Below are 14304 nucleotides of genomic sequence, written 5' to 3'. Positions count from 1 at the left end.
TTATAAAAGAATGAACAATAAGTTCTGCTCCTATAAGCCAAAACTTAAGCTGTAAGAAAACTGGATTGTTGGCTCAGGTTTATCAGTGACAACACCACGAGAGTTTTTCAGTCTTTCACCAGCACCAAGCCCTACACTAAAGGTACTAACACGTTCAGAATTCAACCAAACATATGAAAGATCAACCCCGGCCCCTAAGCGTGCTTTTTCTTCACCATCAACATTTTTACTTTCAATATGACCGGCATAAGCACCAATGTAATAACCATTTTTATCCGTTCCTGTTAAATGGTACGGATAACGGAATCCAATCTGACCACCAGCAGGGTTACCATCATTTAAAAAAGCACCTGCTTTTACATAGGCAATACCATATGGATTGACCCATTCTAGATTTGCGTGTAGTAATTTTTTAGTAAAACCTGCACCAACGTTCCAAGTTGCTACATCTTTTGCCCCTTTTAATTTTGCTTCGGGCATATAGGCATTTTCTTCAGCATGGACGATGCCATTAAGTGCTAAAACCGCTAGTAATAGGTAAAATTTTCTCATTATTTTCTCCATTTTCCCTAAGAATGTATATTGGACAATCCTATTTCAAACAGTTTGTGACTTTAACAGAATTATTTTGCTTCTAATATACAAGTCCCTACAATTTTAATGTCTGCAAAGTCAAAAACTGTCGTGCCATCATGCATACAAACTGATGTATTGAAAATACTACAGTATGATCATGCAACTTACGTTAAAATACCGCACTTCTATGTTTTTCTCCTTGTAATTTAAGTCGACACCCTATGAAACAGCACTTTCCTTTAAAAAACATGCAACAAGAAAAGCGCATTTATAAGGGTCGAATCTTTTTTGCAATTTTTATTGTCACGACTTTTCTACTTTTATTAATCTGTCGTTATGCATATTTACAGATTATTCATTACGATGATTTTACAACGGCATCAGATAAAAACCGTATTCGCTTACAGCCACTCCCACCTGCGCGTGGCTACATTTATGATCGTAATGGCGTACTCTTAGCCGATAATTATCCTGTTTTTACTGCAACCCTAAGTCGTACAGATGTTGCAGATATTGATGGAACAATTGCACGTTTAATTCCAGTCTTGAGCTTAACCCAAGAAGACGTAGATCGTTTTAAAAGTCGTGTTAAAACTGCACGTAAAACCGAACGCATTGCGATTAAACTCAATCTGACTGAAACAGATATTGCTAAGTTCAGTGAAGTCAAATATGCCTTCCCTGGCGTCAAAATTGAAACACAAATGACACGCTACTATCCACATGGTGAACTATTTGCACATGTACTTGGCTATGTAGGTCGAATTAATGACAAAGAACTTAAATCAATTGATAAAGATCTATATGCAGGCACAAACCTAATTGGAAAAATTGGGGCGGAAAAAAGTTATGAAGAATTATTACATGGGACACCAGGCTATGAATCTGTTGAAGCAGATGCGCACGGTAATGTACTCCGCCATTTAGGACGTCAAAACCCAATTCGAGGTAATGACCTTTATTTATCAATAGATTATGGTCTTCAAACCATTGCAGCGCAACAATTGACAGACCGTCGAGGTGCAATTGTTGCAATGGATCCACGGACTGGAGAAATTCTAGCGCTGGTATCTAGTCCAAGCTTCAATCCAAATCTATTCGTTACAGGCATTAGTTCAAAAGATTATAGTGGGCTACGTGATAACTTAGATCAACCTCTTTATAACCGTGCGGTACAAGGCGTTTATCCACCTGGCTCAACCATTAAACCAATGTTTGGGTTGGGTGGTATTCACTACGGACTTGTTGATTGGGGCACTGCGATTTCTGACCCTGGCTATTTTAATTTACCTGGAGATAGCCATCGCTTCCGCGATCATAAAAAATCGGGGCATGGTGCTGTAAATTTACACAAAGCCGAAGTCGTTTCTTGTGACACCTATTTCTATATCCTATCTTACCGTATGGGTATCGAAAAAATGAATGATTGGATGCGCCAATTTGGATTTGGTGAAAAAACAGGTATCGATTTACCAAGTGAAAGTACAGGTTTGTATCCAAGTCCAGAATGGAAAATGCGGACACGTAAATCGAAATGGTTAAAAGGTGAAACCATTTCCGTCAGTATTGGGCAAGGTGCATTTACAGCAACACCACTGCAACTCGCTATGGCAACAGCAATTACCGCCAATAAAGGCTCTCATCTTACCCCTCATGTATTACGAGAGCACAAAGGCGTAAAAAAATTCGCTGTTCATAACGCCCCTGATGGCAAAATTCAATTTAATGGTACAGAACAAGATTGGCTCAACATGCATGCTGCTATGATTGATGTCATTCAATCAGGAACAGGTCGTGGGATTAAAGGCGGTTTACAGTACTCTATTGCAGGTAAAACAGGTACAGCGCAAGTCAAAAGTATCGCTCAAGGCAAACGCTATAATGAAGCTGCCCTTTCATCTCGACAATGGGATCATGGTTTGTTTGTTGGCTTCGCCCCAGCAGACAATCCTGAAATCGCAATTGCTGTCGTTTGGGAAAATGGTAAACATGGTGGCTCAGCAGCTCAACTTGCCCGCCCAGTTTTTGATTACTGGTTAGTGACACGTAAAAAGAATCCTCTTCGCCCAGCTAACCATCAAGTGAGTGGTGGCTTAATGACCGCTGGTATTAAGCCTGGTGAATTACCAAGTGGTGCAACTCACCTACCAGCATCTGCTCCTGCAACCTCCAATCAGACCACAACACCTGCCGTTTCTCATGCAACTGATGGAGTTTCTGAATAATGAAGAATCAATTACGTATTATCGGTGGTGAATGGAAACGCAGAACACTTCCATTTGCTAGCATTGATGGTTTACGCCCAACCCCAGATCGCGTAAGAGAAACCTTATTTAATTGGCTCATGTGGGATATTCAAAACACACAGGTTTTAGACTTGTGCAGTGGTTCTGGTGCATTAGCTTTTGAAGCACTATCACGTGGTGCTGCCAAAGTTGTGATGATCGAACCAAACCCGATTCAAGCACGTTTTTTAAAAGAAAATATCCAACTTCTAAAAGCCGAAAATTGTCAGCTACTCAGCCTCACTGCTCAGCAGGCATTAAAGAAGCTTAATACTCCTTTCGATGTAATATTTTTAGACCCACCCTATGATTTAGACTTATGGCAAGAGCTTGCTGCGTTAGCTGATCCAATCATTGCTGAAAATGCATTTATTTATGTAGAAGCCGATCGAGAATTGGCTCAACTGCAACTTCCATCAACGTGGCAAAAGCTCAAAGAAACCAAAGCGGGGATTGTCAGAGCTGGTTTGTATCAAAAAAAGGCTTAAAAAATACGTAACCAAAACAAACGGATTAACTGCCCACGATCAAACGGAAAACTTGAGAGATACTCATAACCAAGTCGATTATTCTGATTCAATTGATACACGATGCCATATCCAAGTGAAATCGAAAAATCATCTAAGGAAAGATTACTTGTATCTCCTGTTAACATTTTGTGGCTGAACTGATTGGTTTGATAAGCAGTATAATTGTAAACTTGCCAACGATCATCTTGAAAAAATAGATTATGTAGTACTGAATAATCTGTTGTAATTTTTGGATAAGCCGCATCAAACAGATGCTCAGTATCATCATCTCTTTCTACAAAGAAATCATAATCCTGAGCACTCGCCCAACACGAGCAACAAAGCAGTAAACCATATAAAATACTTTTTAGAACTTGCATAAATGTTTGACTTAATGATGCTGATGATTAGCATAATGCCAAAAATTATTTTTGATCAATTCACTCAATGTTTCATCTCCATATGAAAGGTGTTGTTAGAAATGCCATTCCATCCGTCGACCATTTGGTATAGTTTGATTTTTCTCTCCCTTAAATGCTGTTTGTTGAACAACTTTAAAACCAATTCGTTCATATAAACGTTGCCCTTTCGGATTGCCTTGTGAGACATCTAGAGACAGCGACGAATAGCCCTGTTCTTTTGCAAGCAATTTGAGATGCTGCAACAATAAAGAGCCAATTCCTTTACTACGATAACTAGAATGCACACCAAAATTTGCCACATGCAGACTAGCCGCATTGGGTTTTGTCACCACTGAACCAGAATGTAATGCTCGTATTAAAACGCGAGGAAATCGAAATTTATACATGGTTAAGATATTTCTAATCGTTCCATTGTCCATGCTGGATAAATCTTTGATTGCATAACACGCCACCACAGCAATGACTTTGCCATGCTCTTCAACAACCCAATGTAATTTATAACTGGTATAGCCTTGTTCTGATAGAAACTCTTTATGAATAAAGTTTTCTGCTGTGATCTGCTCATGCTGATAGATGTAATCAAATAGTGGAATTCCTGCGCTATAAATTAATGGGACACATTCATATACATCTTTCTTCTCAGCTTTTCTGATGTTCATAGCCACCCCCAAATTGGTTATTTTTCAAAGCAAATGTAAATTATTAAAAATTACTTAATTTTTCTTGTGCTCGGCATTAATAATTAATTCATGTCATTAATTTAATATACAATAATACCGCAACCCAATTTTACCCTATTTATCATGAAGCTTTTTTTCTTATTTATTCTTATTCTCGGTTTAACTGGGTGTATCTTTGGCAAATCTAGCGAAGTCAAACGTGCTGAGAAAATCTTACAAGCTTTCCAATGCAAAAACATTGAAGCAAATCAGCTCGCCCCCTCTTCAATGTCCAATTTTTACCAACAAACACTTGCAGCAAACAAGGAAAAAGCTTCAACTTATATTGAACAATATAAAAATGGAGAAGACCTTTTTGACATCCCACTAGATGAAGTTGTACAACAAAAATATCAATTATATAAACAAGCTTGTCAGGCACTTGGTGGTATATCTACAGTAGAAGAACCAATTGACATAAACGCGACCAAGTAAGGTAAATCTCATTTGCCTTACTTCATTTTTGGATATGGCATGATAGAAAAACAGCTCTATTTAAAACACTACATTGCTTTGGCAATCATTTTGCTCAGTGTAATTCTCGCAAGTATTTACCCTTTAGAATTTGAATCCTATTTACTGCATCAGACAGGTACTGTTCTGATGCTGATTGCACTATTGGTCGCAGTTAAAAAAATTGGCATTACCTTTTATAGTTTTTGTTTATATTTAGCATTTCTTTTCATTCATATTATTGGCGCACACTACTTATACTCATATGTTCCCTATAATGATTGGGTGAGCACGCTGTTCCACTTTGACTTAAATCAAAGCATGGACTGGTCACGTAACATGTATGATCGGTTCGTACATTTTGCTTATGGTTTATTACTGTACCCATTCTTTTACCGATGCTTCCAAGTGTGGTTACCTCAAGTAAAACCATTTTCTCTATTCTTATTAGTGATTCAGTTTGTCATGGCAACCAGCTTATTTTATGAATTAATTGAATGGTGGATTGCGATGGGTTTATCTCCTGAAGATGCTGAGAACTATAATGGGCAGCAAGGTGATCAGTGGGATGCACATAAAGACATGTTTCTTGCTACGCTTGGCGCGATCCTAACGGGAATCATTCAACTATACAAAAACAAAACGCTTACTCTCAAATAAACGTTTTGTTTAACAAATCGAACCTAAATGATTGAATGTTGCAATACATCCAATGGATCAAAGATCTCTGATTTAGTGATTGGAATAAAATCAGAATTTATTAAACTCTTATCCACAACATCATTGGTAGATGTGGATGGTGTAGAAGTAAACTGGTTTAATACCTCATCAAGTTGGTTATCATGTTGATTTGACGAAACCAATATATCATTTAATGAAATTTTTTCGACTGATGGTAATGGTGTAACAGCTACTTGTTTCGTTTCCAACGAACTCAAATCAACCTGATCCACGAGCGATACATAACTAAGACTAGAATCAATATTTTCACTTTGCATTAATGCTAAGGTCGCCATTGGAGAAACGATTGTAAAACTAAATTCATCACTCAATTCACTAGTATTCCCAGCTACGTCTGTCTGAGTCAAAGTAATTTTATGAAGCCCTAACGCTAAATCATAATTTGGATTAAACACCCAGCTTCCATTACTAGCAACTGTAACAACGCCTATTGCTTGACCATTATCATAAATCGTTAATAAAGCCTTAGATTCTGCTGAACCTGCTGCTCCAGAAATGGTTGGTCTAACATCATCCGTTGTACCATCTGCATTAATAGGACCTTTAACATCACCAACATCATCAGTTAATTTTGGAATTATAGGCTTCGTGGGAGGAGTAATATCTTTTGTCCCAACGATCCCCGTTGCATCAGATAAATTACCCGCTGAGTCAATCACATATACTTTCGCTGTTTTTTGATCTGTTAATTCGGGTGAAATAGAAATCGTAAATTGACCTTGTGCATCAACAACCCCACTTCCAATTAATTTACCACTTGAATCTTTAATTTGAATTTTAGCATTTGCTTCAGCTGTACCCGTGAGCGAGTCACCTGCCGCATTTAATTGTGCTACTGCCTTGTCTGGCGCAATAGTATCTTTTCCTGCACTAATCTCTAATGGCTTAGACTGATTTCCTGCCGCATCTTCAAGCACAACAGTCGCTTTCTGAGTTAGTGTGAGAGCTGGTGAAAGTGTAATATTGAATTTGCCCTGTGCATCTGTAAGACCACTTCCAAGAATTTTTCCATCTAGATCTTTAATTTGTACTTTTGTATTTGCTTCTGCTCGACCTAAAATTGACGTTCCTTCTTGATTCACTTCTACTAATGGTTGATCAGGAGCTAAAGTATCTTTTCCTGCAATAACCTTAGACGGCGTAGACTTATTCCCTGAGACATCTTCAGCAATCACTGTTCCACCTTTATCACCCGTTAATGCAGGTGAAAGTTTAATGGAATACAATCCCGAACTATTTGCATTCACAGAGCCTAATAATTTTCCATCTGCATCATAAATAGATACTTTAGCATTCGCTTCTGTCTTACCTGAGACAATCGTCCCATCTACATTTAATTGAGCACTTGGCGCTTCTGGCGCAATCGTATCTTTATTACCAATCACGGCAATTGCTTTAGAGGAATTACCAGCAGCATCAATCGCAATCACCGTTACTTTGTTATTATTCGCCAAAGGCTGTTCAAGCTTAATTATATAATTACCTTCCTGATCGGCCTGTGAAGTTGCAATTACTTTTCCTGTGGTATCTTTAATTTCAATTTTTGCACCAGCTTCTGTTTTGCCTGTAATGGTTTGCGTATCTTCACCTAAGGTTGCTGTTGGAACAACTGGTGGACTAATATCAACAGACTGATTTTGATTAGATGTGTCATCATCATCTTTTACAGCCCATAGATATACGCCTTCTGCTGCTAAAGCAACTAAACCAACTTTCAATAATTGTGACTTACTAATGCCTAAATCATCTACCCCTCTCTCGGTTTGAATACTTTGAGTCGGTATTTCACTATAAACAAACGCAGACAATTGAGTTGCAGGCACATAACGGATAAACCTGCCTGAGTCATCAAATTGAGCAATTGCATAACTTCCATCTTCATTTGGAATTGCAAGTGTATGTTCACTTATATTGGCATCTGTGTAGAAACCACTAATAATAATTTTCTCACCATTTTTTAATGTAATAACAAGATCATTACCTTGCTTGATAATTGATTTTATATCTGCCTGATTTAGACCAATTTGTACAATTGAGGGCTGATCCAAAATGACACTTTTCATTTGGGCATCTTGTAAAATATGTAAATTTTTCTTAGATGAAACGACGACTCTTGTCATTTTTATGCTCTCTTATCAATTGCTTTTTATGTATTTATTGAATACTAGATCGTTAAAGAATTAACCCAATGGTTAAAATAACAAATGATAGTGATAACAACAATCTGTTCTAGAACAACTTTTTTGTTTTCAGATAGCGGTTCTGTATCCAAATTTGAATAATAAAATTGTACTATAAATTTCTAAATACAAGATAAACCAGCCTAAATAGACTGGTTTATCAAAATACCCAACATAAAATCTAATTAAAATTTTGGATCACGCATTTGCACAAGTGAACTATTTGCCTTCACTAAACTATCAGCAAGTTTTCCGATTACTGTTGGGATTAAACTCTCAGCCATTTGCGCAGCCTGCAAACCTAGTTTTTCACCAAAAGTTGGGCGCTTACGGGTATTGATCACATACACATCATGTTTTGGTAATAGGCTTAACAAATATTCATCAGAGGTTTGCAATTTATCAACCAGATTTAATTCACGTGCATCTTCACCGTACCAGTGCTCACCTGTTGCAACCTTAGCAACATCTAATTGTGGACGATACTTCTCAACAAAGTGCTTAAATAAAGAATGGGTTTGTTGTAACTCTTCTTCAAATTTCGCTTTACCTTCTGGCGTATTCTCACCAAACATCGTCACAGTACGTTTGTATTCGCCCGCAGTATACAGCTCGAAATCAACATTATGTTGCTTCAATAAACGATTGAAGTTTGGAACTTGAGCAACCACTCCTATCGAACCTACAACCGCAAAAGGAGCAGAAATAATTTCATTGGCAATACATGCCATCATATAACCGCCACTTGCAGCGACTTTATCCACACAAATCGTGACATTAAAACCGGCATCACGTAAACGAACCAATTGAGCAGCAGCTAGACCATAACCATGAACCATACCACCAGGGCTTTCTAAACGTACAACGACACGGTCATGTCCTGCTTTTGCAGTTGCTAAAATTAAAGTAATTTCTTCACGAATAGTATCTACCGCAGATGCTTGCACATCACCTTTAAAGTCAAGCACATAAATTTTTTGATCATTCTTTTTTCGAATCTTTGCTTCTTTAGCAAGTTGTTGAACGAGTTGTAGTAATTCCAAACGAGATGCTGTTGTTTGTGCAATTCTTTTTCTTTGTTCATTCACACGCGCATTTAAATGACTAATACGAATTTCAGCAGGAAATTTAGGTAAATGGAATAACATAAAGTAAGTGCTCTATAAGTTCGGCTTTATTCGACTAAGATGTGGCCTGTTGAATAAAAATTCAATAGTGATTTTGCAAAATAGATTCATTTTCATCTACCTCATAAAAAAAGAGCCCGAAGGCTCTTTAATTTATTCAGCAAGAATCAACCAAAACGACCCGTAATATAAGCTTCAGTCAATTGATGATCAGGCTGAGTAAAGACTTTTTCAGTTGAATTGACTTCGATCAAATCACCTAAATGGAAGTAAGCAGTACGATCAGATACACGAGCTGCTTGTTGCATTGAGTGCGTTACAATGGCAATCGTATATTGCTCAGAAAGTTCAGAAATTAATTCTTCAATCTTCGCAGTTGCAATTGGATCAAGTGCTGAACACGGCTCATCCATTAAGATCACTTCAGGGCTTACTGCGATTGTACGTGCAATACATAAACGTTGTTGCTGACCACCTGACAAACCTGTTCCTGGCTGACTCAAACGATCTTTCACTTCTTCCCACAGACCAGCTTTACGTAAACTGTTTTCAACGATTTCTTCCAAATCGTATTTATCACGAGCTAAGCCATGTAGCTTAGGACCATAAGCTACGTTATCGAAAATTGATTTAGGAAATGGATTCGGTTTTTGGAATACCATACCAACTTGCGCACGTAGTAGAACCACATCAAGATTTGGATCATAAATATCTTGATTATCTAGAGTAACTTTACCTGTTACGCGACAAGTATCAATCGTATCATTCATGCGATTCAAAGTACGCAAGAAAGTCGATTTACCACACCCTGATGGACCAATAAAAGCAATCACTTCATTTTGATAGATATCAAGATCAATACCTTTAATCGCTTCAGTTTCACCATAGTAAACATGAACATCTTTGGTCGTGATTTTTACTTCATTGGTTTTAGGCTTTTTGTTTGATGAAGCCGTTTCAAACTGAGAAACAAAAGCAGTATTAGATTGCTGAACTTGTGCTTCAGATGAATTCGATTCTGTTTGCTGTGGATTCACTGACTTATCCTTTTCTAATGCGTTCATAATTTCAATCGTATTCATTGTACTCTCCTCAATTACCAACGCACTTCAAATTTCTTACGTAGCCAAATAGCAAGGCTGTTTAAACCAATCATCAATGCTAGAAGCACAATAATCGCTGCTGCTGTACGTCCTTCAAAGAAGTTACGTAGTTCATTACCTTGCCACAAATATACTTGTACAGGCAATGCTGTTGCTTGATCAAGAGGCGTTGTCGGAACACTCGCTACGAAAGCACTCATACCAATTAAAAGTAATGGAGCTGTTTCACCTAATGCATGTGCTACACCAATAATCGAACCCGTCATAATGCCAGGAAGCGCGAGTGGTAATACATGATGGAAGACTGTTTGTACTTTTGATGCGCCTAAACCTAATGCAGCTTGACGGATAGATGGTGGTACTGCCTTCAATGATGCACGTGTGGTAATGATTACAGTTGGTAATGTCATTAGACTTAAAACCAAACCACCCACTAACGGAGCTGAAAGTGGCAGTTGCATCCATCCGATAAAGATAGCAGCACCTAACAAACCAAACACAATCGAAGGAACAGCAGCCAAGTTATTAATATTTACTTCGATGATGTCTGTCATCATATTTTTCGGCGCAAATTCTTCCAAGTAAATGGCACTTGCAACCCCAATTGGAATAGAGATCACGATCACGATGAGCATCATGAACAATGAACCCATGAATGCACCAGCCAAACCACTGATTGCAGGAGAACTACGAGAGTCAGGGCTAACAAATAAGTTGGTATTAAACGTACTTTCAATGATCCCTTTTGCTTCTAACTGATCAGCGAGTTGACGTACTTCTGGATCAAGTTGTTGCTGATCATCAGGCAATGAACGATCAATATTTCCAGATAACCATACATCGACATTGGCATCTGCCAAGAATTTAAGTTCTTGCTTAGTGCCAATTAATGCTGGGTTTGCAAGAACCATATCACGTAAACGGTATGCTTCAGAGCTAGTATACATACCAGTCAAATAATCACGTTGCGACTCAAGTGCTGGGTCTTTAGCAACAATACCATTTACGATCAATGCATCCCAATCCACCATACCCATTTCAGTTTGCCAAGCAACAAAGCGCTCTTCAAAATGAGCTGGCGACTCACCCGCAGTTGGTTTTGGTTTCGGTCCTGCATTAATGATCGTAGGATCAAAATAAACAGGAACTGTCATGCTACTCTGCCAGAAAGCTGGCAAGCCTCTCGCTAAAATACTTCCGAATAGTAAAGCCACAAATGCCAAACCAATCACGACTGCAGAGAAACCACCCAGACGGAACATTTTTTCTTTGCGATGACGTTTTGCCAACGAGCTTTGGATAACTTTTTTGCGCTGTTCACGTTGTTCAGCAGCCACTTGAGGATCAAACGCATTTGGATCCAAAGGAGATGTCTTTGATGAACTCATTCGTATTGCTCACGATATTTGCGCACGATATACAGTGCAATAATGTTTAGACCCAAAGTAATCACAAACAACGTTAAACCTAGGGCAAATGCAACCAATGCTTGTGGACTTGCGAAATCTGTATCGCCAGTTAACTGTTTTACAATCGTTACCGTCACTGTTGAAACAGCTTCTAATGGGTTTGCATGTAGTAATGGGCTATTCCCTGCTGCGAGTACCACAATCATGGTCTCACCAACAGCACGAGAAACAGCAAGTAAAAATGCGCCTGTAATACCAGGAAGTGCAGCAGGTAAAACAACTTGTCTAATCGTTTCAGATTTTGTAGCACCCAAACCTAAAGAACCATCACGGAGTGAACGTGGAACTTGAGTAATGATGTCATCTGATAATGATGATACGAATGGGATAATCATAATTCCCATAACAAAGCCAGCAGTCAAAGCACTTGTCGCATTGATATTAATACCAACACTTTCACCTACCATTTTGAAGAATGGTCCGATGACCATAAGTGCAAATACACCGTAAACAATAGTAGGAATACCTGCTAATACTTCAATAATTGGTTTTGCCCAAGCACGTAGCTTTGGAGATGCATATTCTGCCAAGTAAATTGCAATCATTAAGCCAATCGGAACCGCAACAAGTAATGCGATACCACTGACCATTAATGTCCCCCAAAGTAATGGCAAAATTCCATAACTGCCTTCAGCATTTCCTGTTGTGCTGAAACCTGGGTTCCATTCTGTACCGAAGAAGAAATCAGTAGGACTGACAAATTTAAAGAAATGTAATGCTTCTGTCAGCATCGAAAGAACGATACCAATAGTTGTTAAAATCGCAACACCAGAACATAGAATCAAGGCAACGTTAATTGTTTTTTCAACCTGATTTCGTGCACGATATTGCTCACTAACTTTACGCTTTGCCCAAACTAAACCAGCTAACGCAACACTGATAACTACTGCTAACTTAGCAAAAGTCCCTATCGTTTGAAATTTTGCTAATTGTTGTGCAGCAGCAACTTCATAAGCCGCAGCTTGATCCGTGACACCAAAACCTGAAGCAATCGCTTGAACACGATCAATTAATACATCACGCCCTGCTGCATCTAAAGTTGCACTGACGGATGCTGGGATATTATTAAAAATAATATGTTGTAAAACACTCGGCTCAACCAAGTTCCAAATTATCAAAATTAAAAAAGCAGGAATACCACACCACAAGGCAACCAAAGCCCCGTAATACACAGGACGAGAATGTAGTGCTACTGAGTTATTCCCCTTACCTGCTAGGTTACGGCTTTTGCTCAGCCCGATTTGATATGCGATTGCCACAAGGGCTAATAACACACCGATAAGTAGCAGATTCATGTAATCTCCACTGTTTTCTCAACTTTCATTATTTGAAAAAACTTAGCTAGACAAAAAGGCCGATGAACCTAAGTCTCACCAGCCTCCGTTATTAAGTAAACTTATTTAACTGTTTTACCAGCTTTAAAATCAGCAAGGATTTTTGCACGTTCTTTGTCACTCAAAGCGATCAAACCAGCTTTTTCTAACTTAGAGCCTTTACCAGATACTTTCTTGTTTAAGAAGTATTCTACGTATTGTGATAAACCTTTGATTGACTTCAAGTGTTCGCCTTTCACATAGAAGAACAATGGGCGAGAAACTGGGTACTGACCACTTAAAATTGTCTTCTCAGAAGGAACAACGTTGTTTACAGTTGCAACACGTAACTTGTCACGGTTCAAGTCATAGAAGCCAAGACCAAATACACCTACAGCGCTTGGTGAAGTCTTTAAGCGAGCAAGAGTTTCTGTATAGTCACCAGCGATTTCGATTACGCGACCATCTTTACGGAATGTAGAGCACGCTTTTTTCTGAGCTTCTTTATCTAAGTTTTTGAAGTAATCATAAGCTTCACAACCTGCTTCAACCATTTTCTCTTGGAATACTTCACGAGTACCGTGGTTAGATGCAGGAATAACTAAAGTAATCGGCTCATTTGGTAAAGATTTATCAATTTGGTTCCAAGTTGTATATGGGTTTGGAACTAATTTACCATTTGAAGGTAATTGAGCAGATAATGCTGTGAATACGTGATAAGGTTTTAATTTATAAGCAGCTTTTTTTACATTTGATGCAAATACGATACCGTCATAACCAATTTTGATTTCTTGGATTTGGTTTACACCAGCTTTTTTACATGCAGCGATTTCAGTATCTTTGATAGCACGTGAAGAGTTCGCGATATCAATTGTGTTGTCGCCAACACCTTGGCAGAATTGTTTCAAACCACCTGAAGAACCGCCTGAACCAACAACTGGTGCTTTGAATTGTGGGAAAGTATTACCAAATTCTTCTGCAACAATACTTGCATAAGGTAATACAGTTGATGAACCAGCAATTTGAATCGTATCACGAGCTGCGTTAGCAGTTCCTGCTACAGTTGCCCCAGATACAGCTAATGCAAGTGCGATATAACGTGGATTTAAGCGCATTCTGTCTTCTCTCATTTATACAATTTGATTTACAACTCTTTTAACTTCAAGTGTTGTACTTTGGTTAACTGCATTTTGAGGAGATAATATGACAATTAAGTGACAACTTTATGACGCTTTTATGATGATCATTTTTTATTTGAAAATTTTCAGTCATAAAGAAAAGAATTTTTTGATAAAAATAGCAAAAGAAAATTATCTTAATGATTGTAATTTATAATTTTTTACTTAAAACACGACATATAAGAAATCAAACTAGAAATACAAATTTGACGGCCTTAGTAATGAAAAC

General features: G+C 38.2%; 13 protein-coding genes. 4 read left to right on the top strand and 9 right to left on the bottom strand.

What is annotated here, in order from left to right; all coding sequences use genetic code 11:
• Window positions 1–30: 30 nt before the first annotated feature.
• Window positions 31–552, bottom strand: coding sequence for a hypothetical protein (locus tag MMP60_RS07145; RefSeq protein ID WP_241335628.1), 522 nt, complete (start codon window positions 550–552; stop codon window positions 31–33).
• Window positions 553–797: 245 nt separating this feature from the next.
• Here MMP60_RS07145 and mrdA point away from each other — a divergent pair, with 245 nt between their 5' ends.
• Entirely contained in the window at window positions 798–2801 is a 2004-nt protein-coding gene (gene mrdA, locus MMP60_RS07140) for a penicillin-binding protein 2 (RefSeq protein ID WP_241335627.1), read from the top strand.
• Complete coding sequence (rsmD, locus tag MMP60_RS07135) at window positions 2801–3349, top strand: 16S rRNA (guanine(966)-N(2))-methyltransferase RsmD (RefSeq protein ID WP_241335626.1); 549 nt, start codon at window positions 2801–2803, stop codon at window positions 3347–3349. Before mrdA ends, rsmD begins: the two co-directional genes overlap by 1 nt.
• Here rsmD and MMP60_RS07130 read toward each other — a convergent pair.
• Window positions 3346–3750, bottom strand: coding sequence for a hypothetical protein (locus MMP60_RS07130; RefSeq protein WP_241335625.1), 405 nt, complete (start codon window positions 3748–3750; stop codon window positions 3346–3348). The two genes, rsmD and MMP60_RS07130, sit on opposite strands and share 4 nt — an antisense overlap.
• Before the next feature lie 95 nt (window positions 3751–3845).
• Window positions 3846–4451 carry a GNAT family N-acetyltransferase gene (locus tag MMP60_RS07125; RefSeq protein ID WP_241335624.1) on the bottom strand — a complete coding sequence of 202 codons (606 nt, stop codon included), beginning with the start codon at window positions 4449–4451 and terminating at the stop codon, window positions 3846–3848.
• A gap of 144 nt (window positions 4452–4595) precedes the next feature.
• Here MMP60_RS07125 and MMP60_RS07120 point away from each other — a divergent pair, with 144 nt between their 5' ends.
• Together MMP60_RS07120 and MMP60_RS07115 are read left to right on the top strand one after the other, a co-directional pair.
• Complete coding sequence (locus MMP60_RS07120) at window positions 4596–4946, top strand: hypothetical protein (protein ID WP_241335623.1); 351 nt, start codon at window positions 4596–4598, stop codon at window positions 4944–4946.
• Between the two features lie 39 nt (window positions 4947–4985).
• On the top strand, window positions 4986–5624 hold the full coding sequence (locus MMP60_RS07115; RefSeq protein WP_241335622.1) for a DUF2238 domain-containing protein: 639 nt from the start codon (window positions 4986–4988) through the stop codon (window positions 5622–5624).
• 23 nt (window positions 5625–5647) lie between these two features.
• On the opposite strand, the gene blp2 is transcribed toward MMP60_RS07115, so the two are convergent.
• From blp2 to MMP60_RS07085, 6 genes are all read right to left on the bottom strand, one after another.
• Window positions 5648–7825, bottom strand: coding sequence for an Ig-like repeat protein Blp2 (blp2, locus tag MMP60_RS07110; RefSeq protein ID WP_241335621.1), 2178 nt, complete (start codon window positions 7823–7825; stop codon window positions 5648–5650).
• A gap of 245 nt (window positions 7826–8070) precedes the next feature.
• Window positions 8071–9033 (bottom strand): protease SohB, encoded by a 963-nt coding sequence (gene sohB / locus MMP60_RS07105; protein WP_241335620.1) that lies wholly within the window; start codon window positions 9031–9033, stop codon window positions 8071–8073.
• 146 nt (window positions 9034–9179) lie between these two features.
• Window positions 9180–10094, bottom strand: a complete 915-nt coding sequence (gene pstB / locus MMP60_RS07100; RefSeq protein ID WP_004956284.1) for a phosphate ABC transporter ATP-binding protein PstB — start codon at window positions 10092–10094, stop codon at window positions 9180–9182.
• A gap of 14 nt (window positions 10095–10108) precedes the next feature.
• On the bottom strand, window positions 10109–11503 hold the full coding sequence (gene pstA, locus MMP60_RS07095) for a phosphate ABC transporter permease PstA (protein WP_112987191.1): 1395 nt from the start codon (window positions 11501–11503) through the stop codon (window positions 10109–10111).
• The gene (pstC, locus tag MMP60_RS07090) at window positions 11500–12879 is read right to left on the bottom strand and encodes a phosphate ABC transporter permease subunit PstC (protein ID WP_241335619.1); all 1380 of its coding nucleotides are present in this window, start codon (window positions 12877–12879) and stop codon (window positions 11500–11502) included. Before pstC ends, pstA begins: the two co-directional genes overlap by 4 nt.
• Before the next feature lie 101 nt (window positions 12880–12980).
• Window positions 12981–14012 carry a substrate-binding domain-containing protein gene (locus MMP60_RS07085; RefSeq protein WP_241335618.1) on the bottom strand — a complete coding sequence of 344 codons (1032 nt, stop codon included), beginning with the start codon at window positions 14010–14012 and terminating at the stop codon, window positions 12981–12983.
• Between the last annotated feature and the right edge of the window lie 292 nt (window positions 14013–14304).

Origin of the sequence: Acinetobacter sp. ANC 4805 (genome assembly GCF_022549495.1) — a bacterium.
Classification (GTDB): Bacteria; Pseudomonadota; Gammaproteobacteria; order Pseudomonadales; family Moraxellaceae; genus Acinetobacter.
Note: the sequence above shows the minus strand (reverse complement) of the source record. Positions and strands in the feature narration are given on the sequence as shown.

Bases quoted from the DNA above. Each gene is read 5' to 3' on its own strand.
- MMP60_RS07145 (WP_241335628.1), bottom strand. From the start codon at position 552: ATGAGAAAATTTTACCTATTACTAGCGGTTTTAGCACTTAATGGCATC.
- mrdA (WP_241335627.1), top strand. From the start codon at position 798: ATGAAACAGCACTTTCCTTTAAAAAACATGCAACAAGAAAAGCGCATT.
- MMP60_RS07125 (WP_241335624.1), bottom strand. From the start codon at position 4,451: ATGAACATCAGAAAAGCTGAGAAGAAAGATGTATATGAATGTGTCCCA.
- MMP60_RS07120 (WP_241335623.1), top strand. From the start codon at position 4,596: ATGAAGCTTTTTTTCTTATTTATTCTTATTCTCGGTTTAACTGGGTGT.
- MMP60_RS07130 (WP_241335625.1), bottom strand. From the start codon at position 3,750: ATGCAAGTTCTAAAAAGTATTTTATATGGTTTACTGCTTTGTTGCTCG.
- rsmD (WP_241335626.1), top strand. From the start codon at position 2,801: ATGAAGAATCAATTACGTATTATCGGTGGTGAATGGAAACGCAGAACA.
- MMP60_RS07085 (WP_241335618.1), bottom strand. From the start codon at position 14,012: ATGCGCTTAAATCCACGTTATATCGCACTTGCATTAGCTGTATCTGGG.
- MMP60_RS07115 (WP_241335622.1), top strand. From the start codon at position 4,986: ATGATAGAAAAACAGCTCTATTTAAAACACTACATTGCTTTGGCAATC.
- pstC (WP_241335619.1), bottom strand. From the start codon at position 12,879: ATGAATCTGCTACTTATCGGTGTGTTATTAGCCCTTGTGGCAATCGCA.
- pstA (WP_112987191.1), bottom strand. From the start codon at position 11,503: ATGAGTTCATCAAAGACATCTCCTTTGGATCCAAATGCGTTTGATCCT.
- pstB (WP_004956284.1), bottom strand. From the start codon at position 10,094: ATGAATACGATTGAAATTATGAACGCATTAGAAAAGGATAAGTCAGTG.
- sohB (WP_241335620.1), bottom strand. From the start codon at position 9,033: ATGTTATTCCATTTACCTAAATTTCCTGCTGAAATTCGTATTAGTCAT.
- blp2 (WP_241335621.1), bottom strand. From the start codon at position 7,825: ATGACAAGAGTCGTCGTTTCATCTAAGAAAAATTTACATATTTTACAA.